Raw genomic sequence first — 26,142 nt, 5'->3', positions numbered from 1 at the left:
AATATTGAGGAAATTAAATAATGTTCAAAGTATTTGGAGACCGGGGTGGCACGTTTACAGATATAGTTGCTGTCACTAATAATCAAACAATAATCAACAGACTTTCAAAACATCAAGAACGGTTTTTAATCGTTCCTCTCCCTAATCAAGAATGGATAATAGTCTATAAATTACTCTCAGAAAATCCCGAACAATATCAAGATGCAGTAATTCAAGGTATTCGGGATATTTTGGGTATTTCCAACCAAAAACCTATTCCTAGTGAAGCCATAGAAATAGTCAAAATGGGGACAACAGTAGCCACAAATGCCCTGTTAGAAAGAAAAGGAAATCGGGTAGTTCTAGCTATTACTAAAGGCTTTAAAGATGCGTTGAGAATTGGTTATCAAAATCGTCCAAATATCTTTGCTAGACAGATAATTTTACCCACCATGCTGTATGAGCAGGTAATTGAAATAGAAGAACGTTATGATGCTCATGGCACGGAATTAATAGCCGTAAATATTGAACAAACTAAAAATGGCTTACAAGCAGCTTATGACACAGGAATTCGCAGTTGTGCCATTGTTTTCATGCACAGCGATCGCTATCCATACCACGAACAACAAGTAGCACAAATAGCTCAAGAAATCGGCTTTACACAAATCTCCATATCCCATCAAGTTAGTCCATTAATGAAATTAGTTAGTCGAGGAGATACAACTGTTGTAGATGCTTATTTAACTCCGATTTTGCGGCACTACATTAACCAAGTAGCTAGTCAACTACCTGGAGTTAAATTAATGTTTATGAAATCTGATGGCGGCTTAACCGACGCACAACAATTTCAAGGAAAAGATAGTATTTTAAGTGGACCGGCTGGTGGTATTGTCGGTGCAGTTCAAACCAGTAAAAGAGCAGGTTTTGAATTAGTAATTACCTTTGATATGGGCGGAACAAGTACAGACGTTGCCCACTTTAAAGGAGAATATGAACGCCAATTAGACTCAGAAATTGCAGGTGCGCGGATGCGAGTTCCCGTATTAGCAATTAACACTATTGCGGCTGGAGGCAGTTCAATTTTATATTTTGATGGTTCTAGTTATCGTGTTGGACCCCAATCTGCGGGTGCAAATCCAGGACCAGCTTGTTACCGACGTGGAGGACAATTAACCGTCACAGATGCTAACGTCATGTTAGGAAAAATTCACCCTCAATATTTCCCCTCTGTATTTGGCATTGCAGGCAATTTACCCTTAGATAAAGATATCGTCAAAAAACAATTTATCCAACTCTCCCAGGCGATTGTAGCCGCCACAGGCAACACTTCTACACCCGAACAAGTAGCAGCCGGATTTATAGCGATCGCTGTGGAAAATATGGCAAATGCCATTAAAAAAATCAGTTTACAAAAAGGTTATGATGTCAGCGAATATGTCCTTTGTTGTTTTGGTGGTGCAGGTGGACAAGTTGCTTGTTTAATTGCCGATACTTTAGGCATGAAAAAGATATTTCTTCACCCCTACGCAGGAGTTCTTTCTGCTTATGGCATGGGATTAGCTGACATTCGCTCAATTAAAGAAACAGGCGTAGAAAAACCTTTGAATCAAACATTAATTCCGCAATTACAGCAATTGATGTTATCCTTAGAAACCCAAGCAAAAACTACTATTAACTCCGATGAAACAAGTAGAGAAAAAATAGTCCAAAAAATTAACTTAAAATATGATGGGACTAACTCTACATTAAACATTAATTTTGCTGATGATCTGGCATTAATGAGAAAAGAATTTGAAACTGAACATAAAAATAGATATGGTTTTATTCAAACCGAGAAAACCTTAATTGTCGAATCAGTCTCAGTAGAAGTAATTCAAAAAATGGACACTCCTGAAGAACCATTAATTACTCGTAATCGTCCTTTTGATCAAAATCCCACACCTGTGGAAATAGTAAAAATGTTTACGGCTGATAAATGGCATGATACTCCTGTTTATTACCGGGATAATTTACAACCAGAAGATATTATTATCGGACCTGCTATCATTGTCGAAAAAATCAGCACAATTGTCGTTGAACCTCACTGGGAAGCAACATTAACGAAACAAAATCACTTAATTTTACAACGCCATTTTTCGTAGGTTGGGTTGAGCCTTTGCGAAACCCAACATTTCCAAAGAAAATAAGATTTTCAGAATATTTGAACGCAGATAAACGCAGATAAACACAGATAAGACCTTGAATGGATTAATTATCAATTGGTAATTAATGTTAGAATAAACAAATAACTACTTGGTATCATATCATGATGATTACTCAAGAAATAGCATCTGAAAAAATCATCTCTCCAGATGTTATTTTTCCTCCCAGTGACCTATATAGTGATGAACCTCCCGTGGAAACAGAACTACACCTACGACAAATAATCCTACTTTTCAAATGTTTGGAATGGTTATGGAAAGACAGAACTGATTTCTATGCTGCGGGAAATCTGAGTATTTATTATAGTCCACATCAGAAGAAAACAGAAAATTTTCGTGGGCCTGATTTTTTTGTAGTATTAGGAACTGACAGAAAAACTCGTAAAAGTTGGGTAGTGTGGGAAGAAAACGGTAAATATCCTCATGTAATTGTCGAAATTCTCTCACCAACAACAGCCAAAATAGATAGAGAATCAAAAAAAGAACTTTATCAAGAAACTTTCCGCACACCTGACTATTTTTGGTTTGATCCTTATACATTAGAATTTGCAGGATTTCATATCACAGACGGAAAATATCAACCTATAAAAGCCACCGAAAAAGGGCATTTATGGAGTCAACAATTAGGTTTATATTTAGGAATTCATGAAGGTTTATTGCGTTATTTCACATCAGAAGGCAATTTAGTCCCCACACCTGAAGAAACCGCAGAACAGGAAGCAAGAAAAGCAGAACGTTTGGCCACAAAACTGCGGGAATTAAATATAGATCCAGATACAATTTAATAAAAAATGTAGGTTGGGTTGACGCAAGGAAACCCAACATATTGTTTATCTTGAAATTAATTAAGTGAAAAAATGTATACCATATCTCAACCAGATCCCATTCGTTTAGAAATATTCAAAAACCTCTATCAATTCATCGCCGAACAAATGGGAATTGTGCTGCAAAATACCGCAACATCAGTTAATATTAAAGAACGGCTAGATTTTTCCTGTGCTATTTTTGATGCTTCCGGTTTATTAGTTGCAAATGCACCTCATATTCCTGTACATTTAGGCTCAATGAGTGAAAGTGTCCGCAGTTTAATTAATGATCGAGGTGACACTATCAAACCGGGAAATGTTTATTTATCCAATAACCCCTATAACGGGGGAACACATTTACCTGATGTCACAGCCATTACCCCAATTTTTGATGGAGAAAAAACACAAATTATCTTTTATGTTGCTTCTCGTGGACATCAAGCAGATATAGGTGGTATTACTCCTGGTTCTATACCTCCTCACAGTACCACAGTAGCAGAAGAAGGAATTATATTTGATAATTTTCTCTTAGTTGAACAGGGAGACTTTCAAGAAACAGCCGTGAGAAATTATCTCTTAAATCATCTCTATCCTAGTCGAAATCCTGACCAAAACATTGCCGATTTTAAAGCTCAAATAGCTGCTAATGAAAGGGGAGTCCAAGAACTTGGTAAAATGGTCAATCAATATGGACTAACAACAGTACAAACTTATATGCAGTTTGTCCAAAATAATGCTGAAGAATCCGTCAGACGAGCAATTGATGTTTTGAAAGATGGTGCATTTATTTATGAAATGGATAGTGGTGCAAAAATTCAGGTTGCAGTGACAATTAACCGAGAAAATCGGAGTGCTAAAATTGATTTTACGGGAACATCTGCACAACTAAATAGTAATTTTAATGCCCCCAAATCCGTAACACAAGCAGCAGTTTTGTATGTGTTCCGTACTTTAGTTGATGATAATATTCCTCTCAATGCTGGATGTCTTAAACCTTTAGAAATTATAATTCCTGAAGGCTGTATGTTAAACCCAATCTATCCCGCAGCAGTGGTAGCAGGAAATGTAGAAACTTCACAAACAATTGTTGATGCTTTATATGGTGCATTAGGTGTCATGGCTGCTTCCCAGGGAACGATGAATAATTTTACTTTTGGGAATGAAAAATATCAATATTATGAAACCATTTGTGGTGGTTCAGGTGCGGGGATGAATTTTCATGGTACTGATGCAATTCATACACACATGACTAACTCCCGTTTAACTGATCCAGAAGTTTTAGAAACTCGTTATCCTGTCCAATTAGAAAGCTTTAGTTTGCGTTCTGATAGTGGTGGTAAAGGCAAATATACAGGTGGAAATGGCGTAATTCGTCGTCTTAAATTTCTCGAACCAATGACAGCTAATATTCTTTCTAGTCATCGGTTAATTCCTCCCTTTGGTTTGTATGGTGGAGAAAGCGGAAAAGTAGGAAGAAACTGGATAAAACGTGAAAATGGAACTGAAGAAAATTTAGGGAATACAGGTACAGTAGAGATGCAACCAGGGGATGTTTTTATCATAGAAACTCCTGGAGGTGGAGGATTTGGTAAGGTTTTGTGAATGTCAGTATTATTTTAGGGTGCATGACCTTGATATTAATTTTGTAACAGATGATGATTTAACTGGGGTTTTTATTTATCACCATTAATTATCATCTATTCTTTTATCCTGTTAATCTTGTAATCCTGAGTATCCTGATATGGCTTACGCCACGCTACGCTATCAGATATTTTTCTATAAAATTGTATTTTTAGTTAAAATAACTATAAAACACATTTTCATTGTTTAATCTCAACTCATGCAATTAATTCTCTACAGCAAACCCGGTTGTCATCTTTGTGAAGGATTACAGGAAAAATTAGCACAAATCAAAAATCTCAGTTTTGAGTTAGAAGTACGCGATATTACCACCCGTGATGATTGGTTTGCAGCATATCAATATGAAATTCCGGTACTGCATTTACTCACTAGTGACAATAAAGAAAAACTGATACCTCGTCCTTCTCCTCGTCTGAGTGTGGAACGGTTGGAAAAAATGTTAAGTGATTATGTGAAAAGCTGAAACTCCATCAGATCCCCGACTTTTCTAAAAAGTCGGGGATCTAAAAGAACGTAAGTATCCCCTATATATTTTTCATCCCATCTATGGTAAATTTAACTACGATAGAGCCAATATTCCCATTTTTTAGCCTATTGTAAGATCCTCATGGCAGATAATACCAATAATAATCAATCTATTCTTAATGCTAGTGTAAGTGATCAACCCTCAGAAGATGACTATCTTGGTTTTGAACCTTATTTTATAGCTATTGCTGAGTTCTTAACTAATCCTGAAACTAAGCCACCTCTGACTATTTCTATAGAAGGTGAATGGGGCAGCGGTAAGTCTTCTTTTATGACGCAATTAGGAAAAGCTATTCATAAAGCTGAGAGAAAAAAGTTTAATGATGAGATAAATAAGGAAAAAGAGGAATTAAAAGAAGATTGGGAAAAATTTAAACAGCAAAAAAACCTAAAGGAAATATCTAATTTTTTCACTTTAAGAAGTAATTTATTAAAAGTAATTAAATTACGTTTTAAAAGATTTGATCCACCAGCTACAATATGGTTTAATGCCTGGAGGCATGATAAAGCAGAATCACTTTGGGCAGCTTTTGCATTAGAATTTTTAGCACAAATATCTGGAAGTCGTAATTTTTGGAAGAATATCCCACATTTTGCTATAGGATATTCAAGACTGTTTTTTAGTCGCGTTGAAAAAGTAAAATTAGCTATTTCGTTTTTTTACTTAATAGTTAATTTAGCTGTTTCAATCATTAAATATTTAAACATAAGCAAAAACTTTTCACTAAAGGTATATGATTTAATTGAATCTATTCAACAAAATATAAATATTTCAGATATAAATATTCTGGACATTATAAACTTTATATTTATAATATTTGGAATTATATGTATAGTACAGGCTTTAATTAAAGCTAACAATCAAAAAAATGATTTGACGAAATATCTCAAATCACCCAAATATGAAAACCATATTGAGTTTCTTGAAGAATTTCACAGAGACTTTAAAAAAATTGTAGAGGCGTTTTCTGGTCAAAATAAAGTATATGTTTTTATTGATGATCTTGACCGTTGTGAAATTACCAAATCTGCTGAACTAATGCAAGCTATCAATATGATGATAGTAAATGATCCGCAGTTAATTTTCATTTTAGGTATGGATGTGGATAAAGTAGCTGCGGGTATTGCAGTGAAGTATAAAGAAATAATTCCCTATCTAGGATTTGATGCTAACTCTAGAAATAATCGTAGTTTATCTATAAGAGCGATAGAATACGGTTATAATTTTTTTGAAAAATTTGTCCAGATTCGTTTCCAAATTCCCCGACCTACAAAATATGATTTTCAAAGATATTTAAACCATATTTCTCCTCGTAAAACTAGAAAAGAAATAATTCCAAACAATAGACAAAATACAACTCCAATAGAAAAAAATAAAGAGGAAATATTTAGTACAGAAACTGAAACTTCAACATCTGAAGAACAGCGTAATAGGCGAATTGAATATATCAAAATAACAACTGGTGAAGATTCAGAAGTAATTCGCAATATCGCTTTAATGGTTGCTCCTGCTTTAGATTATAACCCCCGGCGTTGGAAGCAATTTATTAATCTGTTCCGACTGAAGGCATATATTGCTGCTTCGACAAGTTTAATTACTACTGATGTTTCGGAAAACAATTCAAGGAGATATTTAACTTTAGAACAGTTGGGTAAATTTACAGCTATTAGTATCAAATGGCCACGACTGATTATTGATTTGAATACAGACCACCAACTACTCAAAAATTTACAGGAAGGCGCTCTTAAACACCCTGCTGATTTTAGTACATATAATGAAACTACAAAATATTGGGGAAGTAAACACAAGCTAGTTGAATTATTCCGCTATCCGGCAGTTATATTTATTGAGTCTAAATTATCAGACCGATACTTCATCAAAAACGAATATAGCTTTGCTAATCTAGATGTAGAGATACTGCTACAGACAGGAGATGATCTCAGTTCAGAAAGAGGTATAGACTATACTAAACTGCGTGATTTTCTCAGAGATGGTAATTGGAGGGAAGCAGATAAAGAAACTTCTGAAGTCATGATTAAAGCTGTGGGGAAAACGTCACGTAACTTGCTGACAAGTGATGTACTATTAAATTTCCCATGTCAAGACCTCAGCACAATTGACCAATTGTGGGTAAAATACAGTGGAGGAAGATTTGGTTTCAGCGTCCAAAAGAGAATTTATAGTAGCGTTGGTGGTAAGCTCGACGGAAAATATGATAGCGTTGCCTTTGAGAAATTAAGTATTCAAGTAGGATGGGGGTTTAAATTGACTTATGATATTAATTCACCAGAGGGACACTTGCCTTTGGGTGAAAACCCTGTTTGGTTTTGTCAGCGGGAACAAAGTGAAAACATATTCTCTTCTCTCGTATCGAGACTTGTAAACTGTAATATCTAAAGCTTTCAGAAAATTGTAAATATAGGTGAGTGAGTTCTAGGAGAGAAAAAATGAGCCTTTCAATTGAGCGTGTTTTCAGTGAAATTGATCAATTGACTCTAGTAGAACAAATGCAAGTATTAGAGCATTTAGTGAAGCAAATGAAGCAATCTGTAGAAACTGTTGCGATAACTCCAAAGCCTAAGTATAAGGTAACTGATTTTGATGGCATAGCTCCCAATTTACTAGAAGGAATGGATGCCCAAGAATGGGTAAATCAGTTGCGAAATGAGTGGGAAGAACGCGAAACATGGAGACGACCCCACCCCTAACCCCTCCCCGCAAGCGAGGAGGGGAATAAGAAGTTTTTCATTCCTTCTGGTGTACGCAGTTCATGATGGCTACTTAGTTTAATCCCATCTTCCGCACCCTAAACTGTCACACAACGAAAAATGGTCGTTGGGGGATTTGGGATTAGCGAACTGCTTGCAGCAGCGCTTCGCTATCGCCACATAAAATTTCGACCTTTTTGTATAAAAATCATCCTTTAATATATTAAAAAGTCCGAAATTACCGATTGTGACACCGGGGGGTGCGGAATGTGGGTTTAATCTCCGGTTGAAGCTAAACATTTACCTATAGAATCAAAAGATGAAACCATTTTGGGGATATCTCTCCCCATAAACAAAAAATAATGTTTAAATAGGCGCAAGACAAGCTTGTGGCGAGGTTCACTAGATGAAATTGCGGGAATTATTAGCGGCTGTAGATGGGATTGAGTCTGCAAATATACCAGATATTGATATTCAAGGACTGAAAACTAATTCCCATACCTGTGGTGTGGGCGATTTGTTTATTGGGATGCCAGGAACTAGAGTAGATGGTGGGGAGTTTTGGCCGGGTGCTTTGGCTGCTGGTGCTGTAGCCGCGATTGTTTCTTCGGAAGCAATTCAGAAAAATCCGCCGACAGGAAACTCTGTGGTGATTGGTGCTGAGAATATGACTCAGGCTTGCGCTCAAATAGCTGCGGCTTTTTATGGTTATCCTGGACAAAAGCTGAAAATGGTGGGTGTGACGGGGACAAATGGGAAAACTACCACGACTCATTTGATTGAATATTTCTTAACTCAGGCTAATTTACCGACGGCGTTAATAGGTACGCTGTATACGCGCTGGCCTGGTTTTGAGGAAACCGCTGTGAATACTACTCCTTTTGCGGTGGATTTACAGCAACAATTGGCTAAGGCGATGAATGCCGGTTGTGATACTGGGGTGATGGAAGTTAGTTCTCATGCTTTGCACCAGGGTAGGGTTTTGAGTTGTGCTTTTGAGGTGGGGGTGTTTACTAATCTGACTCAGGATCATTTGGACTATCATTTGAATATGGAGGATTATTTTGCGGCGAAGGCGTTGTTATTTAGTCCTAATTATTTGCACGGACGAGCAATTATCAATGCTGATGATGCCTATGGTCAACGAATAATTGCATCTTTGCATGGGGAACAGGTTTGGAGTTATAGCGTTAATGATAGTACGGCTGATTTTTGGATGAGTGATTTAAGTTATCAACCCCATGGGGTGAGTGGGATTTTACATACTCCTCAAGGTAATGTGGCTTTTAGTTCGCCTTTGGTTGGTCAATATAATTTAGAAAATCTTTTGGCTGCTGTGGGGGCGGTTGTCCATTTGGGGTTAGATTTGCAATTGGTAGCAGGTGCTATTCCTGGGTTTCCCGGTGTTCCTGGACGGATGGAACGGGTGCAAATTAGTTCACAACAGGATATTAGTGTGATTGTGGATTATGCCCATACTCCTGATAGTTTGGAGAATTTGCTCAAGGCGGCTCGGCCGTTTATTCCTGGTAAAATGATATGTGTATTTGGCTGTGGGGGAGACCGCGATCGCACTAAACGCCCAAAAATGGGGAAAATTGCGGCGGAACTCGCAGATATGGCTGTGGTGACATCAGATAATCCTCGCACGGAAAACCCGGAAAAGATATTAGAGGATGTGGTGGCAGGTATTCCTGATCTGGTACAGGCAATGGTGATTAGCGATCGCTCTACCGCCATTCGGACAGCTATTTTACAGGCTCAACCTGGAGACGGTGTATTATTGGCTGGTAAAGGTCACGAAGATTATCAAATTCTCGGTACTGAAAAAATCCACTTTGACGACAGAGAACAAGCACGAGAAGCTTTACAGGAAAGAATAAAAAGCCAAAATTAGGTTCCTTAATTTTTCGTTAGTCCGCGTAGGCGGACTATCCCTACGGGACGCTACGCGAACGTTTGTGTAGCCGCGTATCCCTAACGGGAGGCGAAGCCCTTAACGGGTGACAAGGTGACTAAACAGCTTGTTTCATAAGGGATAGAGCCTGAAAGCCACGTTGAAAAAAGAGGTGCTTATTGCCATCATTGAGGTGACAGGTTTAACTGGTACTTTAGGACTCAATAACTTTACAACCACCTTGGTGTAGCTTCTGGTATCCTTTAGGCAAACCACGTTGTAGAGACGGTTCATGAAAAATCTCTACATCAGCATTAAACCATCCTGTAATTGATGAGATATGTGAGGGTAAAGCATGAGCTAAACCCCTACGATATATCGAAGTTCAGGGAGTAGGGGCGCAGGGCCTGCGCCCATTCAGGAGTATGGCTAACGCCACGCTGCGCTATCAGCCAACCCTAAATATCACTAAAATTAATAACATTGCCAGGTTGAACATCACTTTTTTGTCAATTTGTCAATAGGAAATTTTTGCGATCGCTCGAATTAGATCATTTCTGAGCGAATTCATGGCTAAAATTGTTGAGGGAATAGCTATTAATTTTGTAAAGTTTTGTATTAGCCTGGGAAATTAATTTCTGAAACTACTGTCAATAAAGGGTTTGAGACTAACATCTTCTGAAAGATCCAAAATTAACAATAGTAACCCAATTAATATATGGCAGCAGCATATTCACATTCAGATACCTCTAACTTCCAAAGGTAAAAAAATAGTCAACACTTCCCCATTTTGGGGACGTTGACGCACAATTAATTTCCCCCCAATTGCTTGAAATAAATGCTTAGTTGCCGCCATATTTAAACTAATTGCCCCTGTTTCCGGCTGAAACATCAATAATTGACCCAACGACTTCCGAATTGGTGGCGTTATCCGGTAGCCTTGATCTTGACAATCAAACTGAGGAGACAATTGCAACTTTAACTGATCACCAGCAGGAATTACTTGCACCTGAATACAACTACCAGGAGGTAAACTGCGCGTAAAATTCTCGATTAAACCAGTAAGTACCCTATCCAGCATCGCCGGATTACTAACCACCGTCGGTAACTGCTTCGGTAAAACCACATTTAAAGTTAAATTACGCCGAGTTGCCGCCAATTGCCAACGGGGAATACTCTGTTGTAAAACCTCATCCAAACACATCGGCGATAATTGGGAATTAGCAAATTTTGAAGGTTGTGATAAATTCTCTAACTCTGCCGCCTTAAATAATAACTCCATCCGGTCAATTTGCTCAGTACATTCATGATCAATAACCTCCAAACGACCGATAACATTAACAGGCAAATCCTTCCTTTTTAATAGTAATCGCGTCATCATCCTAATAGTCGTTAACGGAGTGCGAACCTCATGGGCAAAAGCTTGGAGCAACTCCACATCCGAACGAGATGGAGATTTTGGCGGTGGAGTAGGTGAATGAAAAGATAATGAAGTATGCGTAACTTCTGTGGGAATAGTTAACTCTTGCAGTAATAACTGACTAAATTGAATTACAACTTGATAATCTGGGGCAACAACTGGATAATTTTGTACCTTAATATCTAAATCAGTAAACAATTCAGGATTAGTCAAAACCACCCTAGCACCTATAGATTCCCAAGCTTTTTGGACAACCGCTGATTCAAAAGAAAACAAAAATTCCTTCTTGCCATTTTCATCTTCCGCCAAAACCAAAACTAATCTAAATTTATCTGTAAATATCAAACAAAACTGTTCCGCACCTAGAGGATCAGCCGGCAATAAAGGTAAAATAGATTCTTGAAAAGTAGCAGTATGGAAAGTATTTGTTTCTATATTATTTATATGCTGCGCCACTTCTGACGGCATCATAAATGGCATCAACGCCAAAGGATTAAAAGGTCTAGCTGTAAAAGTTATTGTTTGTAATCGTTGTGCTAGTTCGGGGTGACTAAATAAAGGTGCAGGTGCGGCCAATACCAAACCTTGAGGATCATGAGATGAACTTGTGGCTAAAGTTTTCAATAGCAAGTTCTCCGTAGCTGCCAGACTCACACGCCATTGCTGCTCCGCCTTAGCCGTAGAACACTCAGCGACAGGAGATTGATTTTTAGATAAAACTTCCTTGAGACTCGGCAAAATCCATTCGTACACAGTTTTTAACCTCTTGATTGCTTCAGCAGCTAATGGTGGTTATATTAGACATTTGCACTCTATATCCACGAGATTATCGTCATTGGGGTAAAGATAGAAAGTGGTATAACCGAACCTTCAAGGTGCAATATCCTCTCTTTGTCACCGAATCAGTCACCCATTACCAATCACCAGTAAACCAATCCCAAAAAAGATGCGGCTAAGTCTTGAGGATAGAGAATATATAGATAGTGGCTACCTGTGAGCATCAAACCGTTAATATTCGATAGCCATGAGTACAATTAAATTGGCTCTTTTCAATAAAAGCGTTTTAATTTAGTTATTGAAAAGTTGTCATTCTATCAGTTATCTGGATGTTTGGTTCATGACTTTTGGTTGTAGAAATTTAATTCTTTTTTAAGATTTGCTCCTGGGTATCACTCACAGTAAACTCCATCACTTCAAGTATTCAACTTTGGAAATCAACATGAAAAAGCTCATTCCTTTTCTAGTTAGTGGCGTTTTAGTAGCTGGCATGGTTGGTTGTCAAGAAGCACCAAAAACAGGTTCAGAAACTACTGGTACTAGCAGCACAACCCCCGTTCTTCCAGCCAAACCTGCTTCTGATACCACAAGAATTATAGATAATTCTACCGCAACTCCTACTACAACTTCTAAATCCACAACCGACTTAAAAACTGAAATTAGCAAAAAACTGAAAACAGTTCTACCCGGAAACAAGTTAGAAATAACTAACAAAGACGGTGAAATTATCCTCAAAGGAACAGCAACTTCTCAAAAAGAAATCACACAGGCTGAAACTTTCATTAAAGCAATACCTGGCGTTAAAAGTGTCAAGTTAGAAGCTATTGTAAAGACCGAGAAAAAACCCTAGTACAGGTTGGCGTAAATAACATGACTATTAAAAGCTCTGAAAATTTGATTAGACATCTCCAAAAAAGATTGTACAGCCGAGAATCCCTACCCATGTAACGTCTCTACAAGGGTTTCAGGTCACGTATCTTTAATTTCTGGAGATGTCTATTGATTACAAGGCTTAAAAATGGTTGCTTTATTTACGCCATGATGTACTAGCTGCTTGATTTTATACCACTCTCACTTACCCGCAAGTTAGGCTATGAGATTGCTATAGCGGTATGCACTTGAATGAGATACATTCAGCAAATCGTAAAATCTGTAGGGGCGGGGTTTCCTCGCCCTTAATGACTCTTGTGGTGCGGGCATCTTGGCAGCTATGTGTACCTCATAACACAAGAGGGTGTTTTAAAAGTCATGATTGCTGTATTAAATATTTTACCCCTCCCTAACCCTCCCCTTATAAAGGGGAGGGAACTGGATTTTTATTGTTTCTCCCCTTTACAAGGGGAAAGGGGGGGTAACAATATGATGAAAATTACGGGATACCACTTTTTAAACATCCTCTAAGGAAGTGCCGTATATTGCTTAACATTAATCTAATCCCATAACTTGCCGATAACGAGGTGTTAATTTATCTACATTAGCTGATTTAGGCTGTGTTTCCCAGTGACTTCGGTTAAATAATTCTTGTCGTAGTTCATCAATATTAATTGTAGTAATTTTCCCATTACTAATAATTTGCTTACCATTTACCCAAGCACTATTAACAACATTGACAGGACGACCTAAAACTAATAAACCAATAGGATCTGTGCGGGGAAGTAATGATAAATTATTGAGATCATATAAAACTAAATCAGCTTTTTTACCAACAGTAAGAGAACCAAGTTCCTCTTCTACATTTAAACCTTTTGCACCCCCTAAAGATGCCATTTTTACAGCTTGCCTGGGTGTAATCCAGTATTGATAATCTGGTTCTGTAAGATTATGTAGAATCGAACCAATTTTAATAGCTTCTAACAAGTCTTGGGAGTCATTACTAGAAGCACCATCACAGCCAAAGGTCACATTAACCCCCGCTTGAATATATTTGATAATTGGGGCAATACCACTGCCTAAACGGAGGTTACTTAAAGGATTATGGACGACTGTAGATTGTGTTTGGGCAAGAATATTAATATCAGATTCCTTCAACCATACACAATGTGCTAAAGTTGTGCAACTGTTCAAAAAACCAAGTCGTTGTAAATGGGCAACCGCAGTACAACCATACTTTTCTTTAGCCAGGGTTTCCTGGGCTTTGGTTTCTAATAAATGGGTATGACGGCAAAGATCATACTTATTACTTAATGAAATACATCCTGTAAATAAATCATCGCTGCATAATTGAATCCCCGTCGGGGCAACTAAAATATTAATTCCTACCTCTGGTTGATGAAATTGTTTTACCGCTGTTTCCATAATTGCTAAAGTTTCCCCAGAAGAACGAAAATAAGGTTCATGATTTGCTTGTGATTCTCCATTGGGTATGCCCATACTCAAAGATTCATCTTGAATTAGAGGGGCAATAAAAGCCCGGATACCTACCTCTTGATAAGCGCGAACTGCTGTAGCAATAGTTTCTAATTCTTCTCCAGGAATTAATACTAAATGATCTACTACACTTGTTCCCCCAGAAAGTAAAGTTTCTACTGCCGTTCCCAAAGCACTAAGATAAACTTGTTCTGTATTTAAAGGAGTAAAATCATATAAATGTGCTAACCATAATTCAAGAGGTAAGGGGGGAATTACTCCTCGTTGCCACATTTCCGAAGAATGGGTATGGGCATTAAAAAAACCAGGAAGCAGCAGTTTGTTCTCTCCATTAATTTCTGTGCCAATTATTTCTAAATTAGGGGTAATAGCGGTGATTTTACCATCTATAACCTGTACGTCTGTAGTTACGTAACTATCGGCAACGCTAATTAAAGTATTCTTAATTGTAAAGTTCATGATTTTAACCTTAATTAAGTAATTGATCCATTAACCTAAGTTTAAGCTACAACGTAAAAAACGATATCGAGAATTGGCATTTATGAATCTACCCACTCAGAAATTAGGATTTGCACCCAATAACTGGCAAGTAAATCAGACATTTGCAGATATTACTCGTCCTCAAAAGACTCCACGACCAGCCATTTTAGCCACAGAAACTAAAACTCTGCGTTGCGACTTATCCAAAGCTGCTATCATTGTCATTGATATGCAAAATGATTTTTGTCATCCTGATGGTTGGTTAGCACACATTGGTGTAGATGTTAACCCTGCCCGTCAACCGATTGCCCCCCTGCAACAATTGTTACCACAACTGCGGGCTGCTGATATACCTATAATTTGGCTAAATTGGGGAAATCGTCCAGATTTACTAAATATCAGTGCCGGTTTATTGCACGTATACAACCCCACGGGGGCAGGAGTCGGATTAGGTGATCCCCTTCCCAGCAACGGTTCTCAGGTACTAATGCAGGGCAGTTGGGCTGCTGCTGTGGTGGAAGAACTAGAACAGCTACCAGAAGACATCCAGGTTGATAAGTATCGTATGAGTGGATTTTGGGATACACCGTTAGACAGTATTTTACGAAATTTAGGTTTAACTACACTATTCTTTGCTGGTGTAAATGCTGATCAATGTGTTTTATCAACTTTGTGTGATGCCAATTTTTTAGGATATGACTGTATTTTAGTCAAAGATTGTACCGCGACAACTTCACCGGAATATTGTTGGTTAGCAACTTTATATAATGTCCAACAATGTTTCGGTTTTGTAACAGATTCTTCTGCAATTGTAACCGCAATTCATCATTAATTTAATTGGAGTAAAAACACCAATTACCAATTACTAATTACCCATTACCAATATGTACGATACTCGTTGTGTAATTCCCATTATCAAATCTCCAAAAGATTATCAAGCATATCGGATTAGTCCCCATGACTCTAACCGATTAGCAATTATCTTTGATTCTGCAAGTGCAAATACTTCTTTAACTTGTTGTATAGAAATCTTTGATGTCGGTGGACAAACACCACCAAATCGGCATCAATGGGCTGTAGAAATGTTTTTTATTCTCAAAGGAGAAGGCATTGCAATTTGTGACGGGAAAACGGTAAATATCAAAGCTGGAGATAGTTTATTAGTACCACCAACAGGGATGCATTTAATTAAAAATACTGGTGAAAACCGTCTTTATGCCTTAACCATTATGGTTCCCAATGAGGATTTTTCGGAACTAATTCGCAGTGGTATTCCCGTAGAATTAGATGCTGAAGATATGACTATTCTGGGAAGATTAGATTCTTTGAAGTTTTTTTAGATTACAAAAAACCGGACCAGGTAAGAAAATAGGCGTTGGATAATGGCGGTATGAGAGGTTGTTTGAAAAGTATTAGATGAAACTGATAATCTCCAGAAACCTAACCCCCCTTCCCTACCTTTTTCAAACATCCTCTGAAAATCAAAAATTCCCTTTCTCAAACTCTTACTCTTTGCGCCTCTGCGTCTCTGCGTGAGAAAAATTCATACTTTCATTCAGCAACGCCAGAAAATCAAAGTTTTTGCTGAGGTTATTTACACTCCTCAACTCTAATTCTTTTCCACAATACCACCGTTATCTATGGCACTATAAGTATCATTGTTGACTAAACCCAACCAAGGATCAGAACTGGGAGTTAAAAATAATTCAGCATAAACTTTTTCATTCAACTGATTAATATTTGATGTTTGATTTTCTGCTAAAAACCATTGATGAATTTGTCTGTGTAGCAGATATTCGTTTTTGACAGTATCTAAAGCCATGACGGTTTCAAAATTACGAATTACTCTGGATAAATTATTTTTATCTGTTGTATTTGGTAACTTTTTATCTTCAATTAAAGTTATACTATTTTTATCCAGTCTAGCATCGTTTTGATATAGCCTAGATAATTCATTCCAAGTTGCTTGGTTAAGAATTTCTGAAGAAGCTTCTGCTGGTTCTGGTTGAATAGAATTCAGAATTGGTCTTTCAACTACTGCTTTAGAAACTGCTAAGGAACTTGCTAATCTAGCACTAGGAAGTGATGTAGGATTATTTGTGCGAACTAACTGGGGTGGAGATTGAATACCCAATTTTGATAAATCTGTTCTCCATTGGTTTTGAATATCGTCAAGACGGCGCAGATGATATTGTTGTAATAATAAATTATATTTTTCACCATTTTGGTTACTCAAAATTTTGGCGATTACTTCCCCTTGCTGGAGTTGTTTAAGAAAAGCTTTTGGTCCATAAAGTCCGGGAATGGCATCAATGGGACGACCAGAACTATCTAAAATGTAATGAATACTATTACCGGTAATTGTTCTTTCTAATTTGCGTCCGTCACCAAAATCAATTGTGACTTTGGGAACAGGACGAACACTTTGCCAATGCAAGATAAATTTGTCTCTTAATTCTTGGGAAATTTCGGTATTGGGATATAATGCTACTCTAAAAAATCGGCTGTTGGCACAACTAAGGTCTGTATCTAATCTCCCCAATAATCTTAAAGAAAGGATTGGTTTACCACTAAGTTTAGCAGCAGCTTTGGCTTGTTCTAAATCGGTATACCAATATAATTTGGAAGCATAACAATCTCGTTGTTGACACAATTGATCTAAGGCTGTTTTAATTTGTGGTTCTGGTGGAGATGTTAGGTTATTAATATGGGATTTGATAAATGTTTCTAATCCTGTTTGTCCTTGTGTCCGTAATTTAGTAACTTCTTCAGATAGTTGAGATGTTTGTGATTCTGGTGTTTGAGTATAACCTGCTGGTGAAAAAACAAAACTAGCAAATATTAAAAAAAGTGGGATTTTAAAGTTATTCAATTTCATGTTTTTTGCTCTCTTTTTTATAATTGTGAAAAAAGATTTTGCCAATCAATTATAGTCGGTCTATTTCCTTGATTGACTATTTCAAAAACTTTATTTACAGAACTTTGATAAAATAAACTTTCTACACAGGTTGCAGCTACATCAATGCGGCTGGTATCACCGGAAACTGTGTCTCCTGTTCCGAAAACGATGTTTAGTTTACCTTCACTTGTGGCTTTGAGTAAGGTGTTGAGATCATAGGATGTATATGGTCCATCAGTTAAACGTCCGGGACGAATAATAGTATAAGGGATTCCCGAATTAATAATGGCTTGTTCTCCTTTTTCTTTAGCGTCAAGTACACCAAAAAGATTCAGAATATTAAACGGAAATTGATGTTTACGCAGAATTCCACAGGAAGAAACAAATACGAAGCGGTTGAGGTTTTTTGGTGCTGCTGATATAAGATTAATTACACCCTGTGTATCAACTTTAGTGGGGGTATTTTTGGCTTTATCTTCTAGGAATTGGGGATTAAATACGGTAATCCCTAATTCGATTATGTTGGGAATTTGATTAAACTCCCATCTTGCAGAAGGGAAAGCGGTAGTTCCTGTACAACAAATAATGGCGGTAATGTTTGCCATTGCTGCTGTCAATGTGCTGGGTTTACAGATATCACCAATTGCAATTTCTACTTTGTTATTAAACATTTTTGCGGCTTTTTCGGCATCCCTGGTGAGAATACGAACTGGTAAGCCTTTTTCTAATAGTTTACTAACTACAAGTTGTCCAACTCCACCGGTAGAACCGACAACTAAGATGAGATTTTCACTAGTAGTCATAAATGGAAAATTTTTTGAATAGGGTATATTTAATCTACAATAATTTTGGTTTTACCTTTATGTCCGTCAGTAACCCAGCCCTAAAGGGACTGGGCTTGTAAGAGAAATCAAGCAAGCCGTACTGACCAGACCACCCTGAGCATAGTCGAAGGGTAGCCGTTATTTGAGTCACGACACCCCGGAATGCGTAGCTAGTTCCCTGCTCTGTCGCTTGTGATTAAACAGTTCTAAGGTCACTGGAACAGTGTTGCAAGCCTAACAAGCTCTTATAACAGGTCGAAGCTAACATTACCCCAGAAATGGGAGTTGGTTTCCAGGTTCCAATCAAAAATCTGGTTTCAATCAGCAACTATACCAGTACCGCTGATACCTGTTACATCTTTATCTCTTACTAGTTTAAAGCTTTGTAAATGATGATTATATCGTGAGTTTTCTCCAAATACTAATGTTCTCCCTCTTTGATTTTGCAGTTGTTGAAAGGATGCTAGAGATGGAAAGGTGGCATGACTGGAATGTGGTAAAATTCTAGCGATAGCTGCGCTGACCAAAGGTACGCTACTTGTCCATCTGGTAAAATAAAACCACCACCTATAATCTGCTGCAATGGTTTTGCTTCAGTTTCAATTAACCAAAATGTTTGCTGATTTGGTTGCATAAGCATATTTTTATTTTATTTGTATATAGAAATTACCATTTCCGTAATGCAAAATTAAGAAAATTATATGATATGAGTTAAAATTTTAGACAGTAATATCTAAAGAGTAAAAATTCATGGTTAGAAAAATTCGCCGCGCTACCAAAGCTATTAAGAAGTCATGGGGGAAGGAATTCTATCACGAACCAGGAACTCAACCAGGAACAATCATTGTTGATGAAAATGCTGAACAACCAATTATTTTTCTCATTGACTATAATCAAACTGAACTCATTCATAAACAAATAAGTTACCCTGAAGAATGTCTTAATTATTTGGATACAGAATCTGTTTCTTGGGTAGATGTTCAAGGTTTAGGTAGTAAAGATATTTTACAGCGTTTAGGTCAAACTTTTGATTTACATCCTCTGATTTTGGAAGATATTGTCAATATGGTAGAACGACCAAAAATTGAGGATTATGAAGAACAATTAGTAATTATTGCCCACATGGTTGTACCTAATCATAATAATGGCAGTTTTTATAGTGAACAAGTAAGTTTAGTTTTAGGCAAATATTATGTTTTGACAGTGCAGGAAGAACCGGAACATGATTGTTTTGATGGTGTGAGAATGAGAATTAATAAAAATAAAGGTATTATCCGCAGACAAAATAGTGATTATTTGGCTTATTCTTTATTAGATGCAATTATTGATGGATTTTTTCCGGTTTTAGAACTTTATGGGGAAAGAATTGATGATTTAGAAGAAGAAGTAATCGTTAATCCTAGTCAACAAACATTACAAAAAATATATCAAATTCGACGAGAATTATTACAACTACGTCGCGCAATTTGGCCACAAAGAGATGCAATTAATTCTTTAATTAGAGATGGTAGTGAATTAATTAGTGATGATGTAAGAATATATCTGCGAGATTGTTATGATCATGCAGTCCAAGTGATGGATATAGTGGAAACTTATCGAGAATTAGTGGCTGGTTTAATGGATGTGTATTTGTCGGCAATTAGTAATAAAATGAATGAAATTATGAAGTTGCTAACGGTGGTTTCTTCTATTTTTATTCCCTTAACTTTTATTGCTGGGGTATATGGGATGAATTTCAATACTGAAAAATCGCCCCACAATATGCCAGAATTAAATTGGTATTGGGGCTACCCCCTATGTTTAGGAGCAATGGCGTTAATTGCTACCAGTCTAATATACTTTTTCTGGCGACGGGGTTGGCTGACTAATTCTGTTAATTTCCAAAAAGATATTCATCGCTAATGTCCATAAAATAGAGACGTTTTCTTCAACATCTCTAAGTTTTAAATGTAATTAAATAACGGGTGCGGCTGTAAACACAAACCACAGCAACAATGCTAAAACTAAGACACTAATTTTTACGAGCAGATACGTATAAGCATGAGGGATGAGCAAATTTTGGGTTGTCATATTCTACCTCTACTTACTAGCGGTTAATTAGTTATTTAACAAAAGGAGTCTTTTTTTCTCAACTCCATTTTCTTATATTTCTATTATCGCTTAAAAATGGGTGAAAAAGATGCTTCGTAAAGTTTCGTTAACAAAGGGCGCAGGCCCTGCGCCCCTACATCTTTCTTAAATTTTTGATTTACACATTTACGCTAAAATGTCAAGATATTTTTCTGGGCAAAGAAACCCATAACGTTTTATTAAGTTAAGTCAAGCAACCTTAAGACCTGTATAGATAGGTAGATCAAGAGGAATCTGAGGATGGTAAGCTAAATGGTGAAATATAAAAGTGACTTAGGACGAAGTGTTAAATGGGTGTTTCCTTAACGGCTCCTCTCCTCCTTCGGGCTGCTCGTGGTGAACAAGTAGATCGTCCCCCTGTATGGATGATGCGACAAGCGGGACGCTACATGAAAGCTTACCGGGATTTACGGGATAAATATCCTTCATTCCGCGATCGCTCAGAAATTCCCGAAGTGGCGATCGAAGTTTCCCTCCAACCCTGGAGAGCGTTTCAACCCGATGGAGTAATTTTGTTTTCCGATATTGTCACCCCCTTACCAGGAATGGGGATTGATATGGATATTGCGGAAGGAAAGGGACCGATTATTTATTCGCCCATACGCACTAAACAACAAGTTGATCAACTGCATTCCTTAGATCCAGAAACAGCACTGCCGTTTATCAAAACGATTTTGCAAGCATTACGGCAGGAAGTGGGTAATCAATCAACGGTGTTAGGCTTTGTCGGCGCACCTTGGACTTTAGCAGCTTATGCGGTGGAAGGTAAGGGTTCTAAAACCTATTCCATCATCAAAAACATGGCTTTCTCAGATCCGACAATTCTCCATCAGCTACTCACTAAATTAGCTGATTCTATCGCTGATTATGTCCGCTATCAAATTGATTGTGGCGCTCAAGTAGTACAAATGTTCGATTCTTGGGCAGGACAATTAAGCCCTCAAGATTATGATACCTTTGCTCTACCTTATCAAAAAATGGTGTTTCAGAAGGTAAAAGCCACTCATCCTGACACACCATTAATTTTGTTGGTGACAGGTAGTGCCGGACTTTTGGAAAGAATGCCTGCTTCTGGTGCAGATATCATTACCGTAGACTGGGCAGTAGATATGGCAGATGCTAGAGCTAGATTAGGTAAGCACGTCAAAGTACAGGGTAATCTTGATCCGGGTGTATTATTTGGTTCTAAGGAATTTATCCGCGATCGCGTTTTGGACACCGTTCGCAAAGCTGGTAACTGGGGACATATCCTCAATCTCGGTCATGGTGTCCTCCCCGAAACACCAGAAGAAAACGTCGCTTTCTTCTTTGAAACTGCCAAAAATCTCAACGCTTTGGTCTAGTTTTTCGGGTGGGTTTTTTGCCCACCTGATTTTTATTAAACGCAGATGAGGAAATAACGAACCACAGAGGCACAGAGGACACAGAGAGAAATTTCTGTTATTTTTGAATAGGTTAACGGTAACATCCTGTACATCCTTAAATCCTGATTCTGACTAAATATTTTTCTGTAATCTTTAGATTTTACGGTCCACAAGTCTCGACGCGAGAGAACACACCAACCCACGGGGACAATGATACCCACCGGCCACTAGGTGAGGGAGGCGACCTTCTGGTGCTTTTTTTATATTATAAAAAGAAACATCACTGTGGTATAAAAAACCTTTTATCGGTTTCATCTAATACTTTTCAAACAACCTCTTAGAGAAGTCGGGGATCTTGTTTTTCATAACTAATTTAGGATCGCTATATAGTCCAGGTGATTAAAAATTGCCTAGTACAGTGTATATTAATAATTGACAAAATAATTAAAGGAGAATTTACTCCATGAACAAATTATTAGATGAAACCCTATCCAATGAAATTGCCAAAACTATCAAAAGTAAAGCCAAAAAACCTTTTGATAATGCCTATAAAGCAGTTTTAATCACCGAAGGGGCAAAGTATATTCAAGGCTTTTTAGTATTTGCAGGTCAGCCTTATAAACCAGTTGAACATGGTTGGATTGAAGTTAATGATGTAATTATAGATCCGACACTTCCCCATTTACAAAAAAATCCCCAAGAACTGTATTATTTTCCCGCCCAAAGCCTGAGTGCCAAAAAGCTCAAAGCCATTATTGAAGAATCCAAAGAAGATTATCCAGAGGATGATCCTTTACCTATTTATGGTGAAGCCCCCTATGATTATTATGGTGATGTTATGTTGGGTGGTCTAGAATATTTGACAGCTTATCAGGCAGCACAGGCCAAATGTCAAGAAATCAATGGCTTAAATTTTGAAAAAAATTAGTCTCCCAGGGCAGAATTTCACATTATTTTCCTCCTAAATTGTTATTTATGGGCATCTCTCCATCTCCAACTAAGTCCAATCCCGAATACCGTCGTCGAGAAAATGACTGGCGGTTATTTTTACGCTTAGTTCCCTATGGTCGTCGTCATGGCAAACTATTAGCAGTATCCATGTTCATGCTTGTTCCTATTGCTGTTGCTAGTGCTATCAAACCCCTATTAGTAGGACAGGCAATTTCTTTAATTCGCAAAGAACCAAGTACATATCAATTTCTGCAAAATATGCCTTTATGGCAAGGCTTAAATATCCTGATTGGAATGTTGCTTATTGCAACTACCTTGCGCTTAGTATTAACAGGTGTCCAAGGTTATTTAGTTCAGAAACTAGGGCAAAAAATTACGGCGGCTATTCGTGAGGATTTATTTACTCATGTGACATCTTTAGCTGTGCGGTTTTTTGATCAGACACCTGTAGGTAAATTGATTACTAGACTAACGAGTGATGTCGAAAGTTTAGGAGATGTTTTTTCCACTGGGGCTGTAGGCATTGTCTCTGATTTACTATCTATGGTAGTAATTGTGGGATTGATGTTTTCAATTCAATGGCAACTTGCTTCTTTGTTGATATTCATCCTCTTGCCAGTAACTTGGTTGATAATTTATTTTCAACAGCAGTATCGAAGGGCTAATTATAAAACCAGGGAAGAACTTTCTACACTCAATTCTCAACTTCAAGAAAATATTGTCGGTATTAATATAGTTCAATTATTTCGCCGCGAAAAATTTAATGTTGAGTTATTTCGATCTGCTAACCAACGTTATATTAAGGAAGTAGATATTAGCATTTGGTATGATTCCGCAGTTTCTGCAACCTTAGAATGGATTGGTTTAATTGCCGTTGCTGGGGTACTATGTTTAGGTGGTTGGTTATTATTAAATCAACAAATCTCTTTTGGGATTTTATCAGCATTTATTTTATATGCCCAACAATTTTTTGAACCATTGCGGAATTTTGCGGAAAAGTTTACGGTGATTCAATCTGGTTTTACGGCTATTGAACGGGTAGTTGATATTTTAGATGAACCTATCGAAATTAAAGATTACTCTCAGCCTCGAAGTTTAAATGTAGATTTTGAATTTGGCTATATTAATGAGATAGCTTCTAAGTTAGAATCTCAAGATTTTACACCCGTTCCGGCTTTGGGAGAAATTAAGTTTGAAAATGTTTCCTTTGCTTATAAAGATGATGATTACGTTATTAAGAATTTAGACTTTACCATTCACCCAGGGGAAAAGGTGGCTTTAGTTGGTCCAACTGGTGCCGGGAAAAGTTCGATTATTCGCCTGTTATGTCGTCTTTATGAACCAACCCAAGGGCGCATTCTGATTGATGGTGTGGATATCCGCGAGATTCCCCAGGTGGAACTAAGACGTTATATGACGGTGATTTTACAAGAGGCGTTTTTATTCGCTGGTGATGTCAAAAGTAATATTACTTTGGGTGACAATTACAGTTTTGCAGAAATTCAACAAGCAGCAGAAAAAACAAATGTGGCGACGTTTATTAACCAATTACCTCAAGGTTATGATACTCAGTTACGAGAACGAGCAACTAATCTTTCTAGTGGACAAAAACAACTTTTAGCCTTTGCGAGGGCGGCTATTCGTAATCCACAAATTTTGGTTTTAGATGAAGCTACAGCGAGTTTAGATGTGGGAACGGAGGCTTTAGTTCAATCAGCTTTAAATCAGTTGTTAATCCAACGAACTTCAATTATTATTGCTCACCGTCTCTCGACGATTCGGAATGTAGACCGGATTTTTGTGTTGAAACGGGGGGAATTAATTGAACAGGGAAGTCATGAAGAATTATTACAACAACAAGGATTTTATGCGACTTTGCACAATTTACAAATGTTAGGAGCTTAATCAAAGGTGTGCTATACTCAACACGGCTTAAATTATTTGATTCTGCGGGTAGGGGTTTAGCATTGCTCATTAGTGTCAACTTAGGCTAGGGATACTTAGGCAATCTCAGTACAAGTAGCTTATTTGTTTGGCTAAAGAAACCCGCCGGGAACTTAAGTTCCCGGCTAAAAGCTCAAGTGCGTTAAAACGCACTCTGGTTAACTCAAAATCAAAAATTATCCTATTGACGCGAAGATAGTCGGTTTTAACCGACTTTAGCTTTTAGACAGGGAATTTATTCCCTGGCTTGAAGAGACATCAATTTACGTTAAGTTGACACCAAAGAGCAAGTCCTAATTAAAAATTCCTGAATTATTTTAATCTATTTCTGTTGCTATTTTGTCCCCACGTTCAAGTTCCCAGAGAATTTGATTACCTTCACGTCTTACTCGTGAAACTATCCAATTTCGCCAACGCCATTCATCACCTCGGCTGGTAACGGCGCTGGAGTGAACACCCATTAAGTCTGCTAATTCTGAACTGGTAATTAGGTAGCCTTTTTCGGCAATTTCGTCTGCAATCCGTAAGGTTTCCACCAAGTTGCGAAGTTGTAAAACCCTGATTTCAGTGGGTTGTTCGTTGGTTGTAGTCGCAGTTGGTGTTGTAGATGGTTCCATAGTGCTTGTATCTGATGCAGACGGACTGCTTTCTAGTGTGTTTTTATTAGTTATTGTAGAGTTTATTGGATCATTAGGTACTTTTACTACGCTTATTTCCCCAATTTTAGGTAAAGTTTCGTGAAGAAAGTCGGCTAATGACTGTTTGAGGTGGGGGATTTTGTGATTTGCGAAAGAACGGGCAATGACATCACAGCGTTCATTGCCAACATTACCAGAATGTCCGCGAACGTGTTCCCATTGTACCAGTCGGCTATTGAGTTGATCCAGAATTTCTAGGAGGTCTTGGTTTTGGACGGGATTCCCATCTGCTTTTTTCCAGCCGTTCTTTTTCCAGCCTTTTACCCATTTTGTCACACAATCAATTAGATATTTACTATCTGTGTACAGGGTAATAGGTTCAGTTTGTCGAGATGATTTGAAAAATTCCAAGGCGGCGATCGCAGCTTGCATTTCCATTTTATTATTAGTGGTGTGCTGGGATGAATCACCCATTTCGTGAACTGAACCATCACTAAAATAGACAACTGTACCCCAACCACCAGGTCCAGGATTACCTGTGCAAGCACCATCTGTGTATATACTTTGAATTAGACGTTGAGTAGACATAG

20 protein-coding genes are annotated in these 26,142 nt (G+C 37.7%); 14 read left to right on the top strand and 6 right to left on the bottom strand.

The window, feature by feature from the left end; all coding sequences use genetic code 11:
• Nucleotides 1–20 precede the first annotated feature (20 nt).
• The 7 genes from HEQ36_RS09525 to HEQ36_RS09495 all read left to right on the top strand — a co-directional run bounded on the left by HEQ36_RS09525 (nt 21) and on the right by HEQ36_RS09495 (nt 9,758).
• Nucleotides 21–2,120: a hydantoinase/oxoprolinase family protein gene (locus HEQ36_RS09525; RefSeq protein WP_168635251.1), complete on the top strand. Its 2,100-nt coding sequence runs from the start codon at nt 21–23 to the stop codon at nt 2,118–2,120.
• Between the two features lie 164 nt (nt 2,121–2,284).
• Nucleotides 2,285–2,965 carry a Uma2 family endonuclease gene (locus HEQ36_RS09520; RefSeq protein ID WP_053537507.1) on the top strand — a complete coding sequence of 227 codons (681 nt, stop codon included), beginning with the start codon at nt 2,285–2,287 and terminating at the stop codon, nt 2,963–2,965.
• Between the two features lie 72 nt (nt 2,966–3,037).
• Entirely contained in the window at nt 3,038–4,588 is a 1,551-nt protein-coding gene (locus tag HEQ36_RS09515) for a hydantoinase B/oxoprolinase family protein (protein ID WP_168635250.1), read from the top strand.
• A gap of 238 nt (nt 4,589–4,826) precedes the next feature.
• Entirely contained in the window at nt 4,827–5,090 is a 264-nt protein-coding gene (locus HEQ36_RS09510; RefSeq protein WP_168635249.1) for a glutaredoxin family protein, read from the top strand.
• A 144-nt stretch (nt 5,091–5,234) separates the two neighbouring features.
• Entirely contained in the window at nt 5,235–7,550 is a 2,316-nt protein-coding gene (locus tag HEQ36_RS09505) for a GUN4 domain-containing protein (protein WP_233455389.1), read from the top strand.
• Nucleotides 7,551–7,600: 50 nt separating this feature from the next.
• Entirely contained in the window at nt 7,601–7,861 is a 261-nt protein-coding gene (locus tag HEQ36_RS09500; protein WP_168635248.1) for a hypothetical protein, read from the top strand.
• Between the two features lie 406 nt (nt 7,862–8,267).
• A complete protein-coding gene (locus HEQ36_RS09495; RefSeq protein WP_168635247.1) occupies nt 8,268–9,758 on the top strand; it encodes a UDP-N-acetylmuramoyl-L-alanyl-D-glutamate--2,6-diaminopimelate ligase in 1,491 nt (496 codons plus the stop codon).
• A gap of 739 nt (nt 9,759–10,497) precedes the next feature.
• On the opposite strand, the gene HEQ36_RS09490 is transcribed toward HEQ36_RS09495, so the two are convergent.
• The gene (locus HEQ36_RS09490; protein ID WP_168635246.1) at nt 10,498–11,931 is read right to left on the bottom strand and encodes a sensor histidine kinase KdpD; all 1,434 of its coding nucleotides are present in this window, start codon (nt 11,929–11,931) and stop codon (nt 10,498–10,500) included.
• 466 nt (nt 11,932–12,397) lie between these two features.
• Here HEQ36_RS09490 and HEQ36_RS09485 point away from each other — a divergent pair, with 466 nt between their 5' ends.
• Nucleotides 12,398–12,805, top strand: a complete 408-nt coding sequence (locus HEQ36_RS09485; RefSeq protein ID WP_168635245.1) for a BON domain-containing protein — start codon at nt 12,398–12,400, stop codon at nt 12,803–12,805.
• Between the two features lie 575 nt (nt 12,806–13,380).
• On the opposite strand, the gene HEQ36_RS09480 is transcribed toward HEQ36_RS09485, so the two are convergent.
• Entirely contained in the window at nt 13,381–14,781 is a 1,401-nt protein-coding gene (locus HEQ36_RS09480) for an amidohydrolase (protein WP_168635244.1), read from the bottom strand.
• 82 nt (nt 14,782–14,863) lie between these two features.
• Here HEQ36_RS09480 and HEQ36_RS09475 point away from each other — a divergent pair, with 82 nt between their 5' ends.
• Complete coding sequence (locus HEQ36_RS09475; protein ID WP_053537515.1) at nt 14,864–15,634, top strand: cysteine hydrolase family protein; 771 nt, start codon at nt 14,864–14,866, stop codon at nt 15,632–15,634.
• A gap of 52 nt (nt 15,635–15,686) precedes the next feature.
• A complete protein-coding gene (locus tag HEQ36_RS09470) occupies nt 15,687–16,142 on the top strand; it encodes a cupin domain-containing protein (protein WP_053537516.1) in 456 nt (151 codons plus the stop codon).
• Nucleotides 16,143–16,411: 269 nt separating this feature from the next.
• Here HEQ36_RS09470 and HEQ36_RS09465 read toward each other — a convergent pair whose 3' ends face one another.
• From HEQ36_RS09465 to HEQ36_RS09455, 3 genes are all read right to left on the bottom strand, one after another.
• A complete protein-coding gene (locus tag HEQ36_RS09465) occupies nt 16,412–17,680 on the bottom strand; it encodes a hypothetical protein (RefSeq protein WP_168635243.1) in 1,269 nt (422 codons plus the stop codon).
• 17 nt (nt 17,681–17,697) lie between these two features.
• The gene (locus tag HEQ36_RS09460) at nt 17,698–18,504 is read right to left on the bottom strand and encodes an SDR family oxidoreductase (protein ID WP_168635242.1); all 807 of its coding nucleotides are present in this window, start codon (nt 18,502–18,504) and stop codon (nt 17,698–17,700) included.
• A gap of 484 nt (nt 18,505–18,988) precedes the next feature.
• Nucleotides 18,989–19,165: a hypothetical protein gene (locus tag HEQ36_RS09455; protein ID WP_168635241.1), complete on the bottom strand. Its 177-nt coding sequence runs from the start codon at nt 19,163–19,165 to the stop codon at nt 18,989–18,991.
• Between the two features lie 110 nt (nt 19,166–19,275).
• On the opposite strand from HEQ36_RS09455, the gene corA reads away from it, so the two are divergent.
• From corA to HEQ36_RS09435, 4 genes are all read left to right on the top strand, one after another.
• Nucleotides 19,276–20,427 carry a magnesium/cobalt transporter CorA gene (corA, locus tag HEQ36_RS09450; RefSeq protein WP_168635240.1) on the top strand — a complete coding sequence of 384 codons (1,152 nt, stop codon included), beginning with the start codon at nt 19,276–19,278 and terminating at the stop codon, nt 20,425–20,427.
• Nucleotides 20,428–20,945: 518 nt separating this feature from the next.
• Nucleotides 20,946–21,998: a uroporphyrinogen decarboxylase gene (gene hemE / locus HEQ36_RS09445; RefSeq protein ID WP_027403426.1), complete on the top strand. Its 1,053-nt coding sequence runs from the start codon at nt 20,946–20,948 to the stop codon at nt 21,996–21,998.
• A 484-nt stretch (nt 21,999–22,482) separates the two neighbouring features.
• Nucleotides 22,483–22,947, top strand: a complete 465-nt coding sequence (locus HEQ36_RS09440) for a hypothetical protein (protein ID WP_053537522.1) — start codon at nt 22,483–22,485, stop codon at nt 22,945–22,947.
• 47 nt (nt 22,948–22,994) lie between these two features.
• Entirely contained in the window at nt 22,995–24,875 is a 1,881-nt protein-coding gene (locus HEQ36_RS09435; protein ID WP_168635239.1) for an ABC transporter ATP-binding protein, read from the top strand.
• A 356-nt stretch (nt 24,876–25,231) separates the two neighbouring features.
• On the opposite strand, the gene rnhA is transcribed toward HEQ36_RS09435, so the two are convergent.
• Nucleotides 25,232–26,140 (bottom strand): ribonuclease HI, encoded by a 909-nt coding sequence (rnhA, locus tag HEQ36_RS09430; protein WP_053537524.1) that lies wholly within the window; start codon nt 26,138–26,140, stop codon nt 25,232–25,234.
• Nucleotides 26,141–26,142: the final 2 nt, after the last annotated feature.

This window comes from Anabaena sp. 54, from assembly GCF_017355725.1.
Lineage (GTDB): Bacteria > Cyanobacteriota > Cyanobacteriia > Cyanobacteriales > Nostocaceae > Dolichospermum > Dolichospermum heterosporum.
The sequence above is the reverse complement of the archived record's forward strand: the minus strand, read 5'-3'. Positions and strand labels throughout refer to the sequence as shown.

Excerpts from the sequence above, each read along its gene's own strand:
- HEQ36_RS09495 (WP_168635247.1), top strand. The coding sequence starts at position 8,268 with ATGAAATTGCGGGAATTATTAGCGGCTGTAGATGGGATTGAGTCTGCA.
- HEQ36_RS09505 (WP_233455389.1), top strand. The coding sequence starts at position 5,235 with ATGGCAGATAATACCAATAATAATCAATCTATTCTTAATGCTAGTGTA.
- HEQ36_RS09460 (WP_168635242.1), bottom strand. The coding sequence starts at position 18,504 with ATGACTACTAGTGAAAATCTCATCTTAGTTGTCGGTTCTACCGGTGGA.
- HEQ36_RS09480 (WP_168635244.1), bottom strand. The coding sequence starts at position 14,781 with ATGAACTTTACAATTAAGAATACTTTAATTAGCGTTGCCGATAGTTAC.
- HEQ36_RS09515 (WP_168635250.1), top strand. The coding sequence starts at position 3,038 with ATGTATACCATATCTCAACCAGATCCCATTCGTTTAGAAATATTCAAA.
- HEQ36_RS09510 (WP_168635249.1), top strand. The coding sequence starts at position 4,827 with ATGCAATTAATTCTCTACAGCAAACCCGGTTGTCATCTTTGTGAAGGA.
- HEQ36_RS09475 (WP_053537515.1), top strand. The coding sequence starts at position 14,864 with ATGAATCTACCCACTCAGAAATTAGGATTTGCACCCAATAACTGGCAA.
- HEQ36_RS09485 (WP_168635245.1), top strand. The coding sequence starts at position 12,398 with ATGAAAAAGCTCATTCCTTTTCTAGTTAGTGGCGTTTTAGTAGCTGGC.
- HEQ36_RS09470 (WP_053537516.1), top strand. The coding sequence starts at position 15,687 with ATGTACGATACTCGTTGTGTAATTCCCATTATCAAATCTCCAAAAGAT.
- HEQ36_RS09455 (WP_168635241.1), bottom strand. The coding sequence starts at position 19,165 with ATGCTTATGCAACCAAATCAGCAAACATTTTGGTTAATTGAAACTGAA.
- HEQ36_RS09435 (WP_168635239.1), top strand. The coding sequence starts at position 22,995 with ATGGGCATCTCTCCATCTCCAACTAAGTCCAATCCCGAATACCGTCGT.
- corA (WP_168635240.1), top strand. The coding sequence starts at position 19,276 with ATGGTTAGAAAAATTCGCCGCGCTACCAAAGCTATTAAGAAGTCATGG.
- HEQ36_RS09525 (WP_168635251.1), top strand. The coding sequence starts at position 21 with ATGTTCAAAGTATTTGGAGACCGGGGTGGCACGTTTACAGATATAGTT.
- HEQ36_RS09465 (WP_168635243.1), bottom strand. The coding sequence starts at position 17,680 with ATGAAATTGAATAACTTTAAAATCCCACTTTTTTTAATATTTGCTAGT.
- hemE (WP_027403426.1), top strand. The coding sequence starts at position 20,946 with ATGGGTGTTTCCTTAACGGCTCCTCTCCTCCTTCGGGCTGCTCGTGGT.
- HEQ36_RS09440 (WP_053537522.1), top strand. The coding sequence starts at position 22,483 with ATGAACAAATTATTAGATGAAACCCTATCCAATGAAATTGCCAAAACT.
- HEQ36_RS09520 (WP_053537507.1), top strand. The coding sequence starts at position 2,285 with ATGATGATTACTCAAGAAATAGCATCTGAAAAAATCATCTCTCCAGAT.
- HEQ36_RS09500 (WP_168635248.1), top strand. The coding sequence starts at position 7,601 with ATGAGCCTTTCAATTGAGCGTGTTTTCAGTGAAATTGATCAATTGACT.
- rnhA (WP_053537524.1), bottom strand. The coding sequence starts at position 26,140 with ATGTCTACTCAACGTCTAATTCAAAGTATATACACAGATGGTGCTTGC.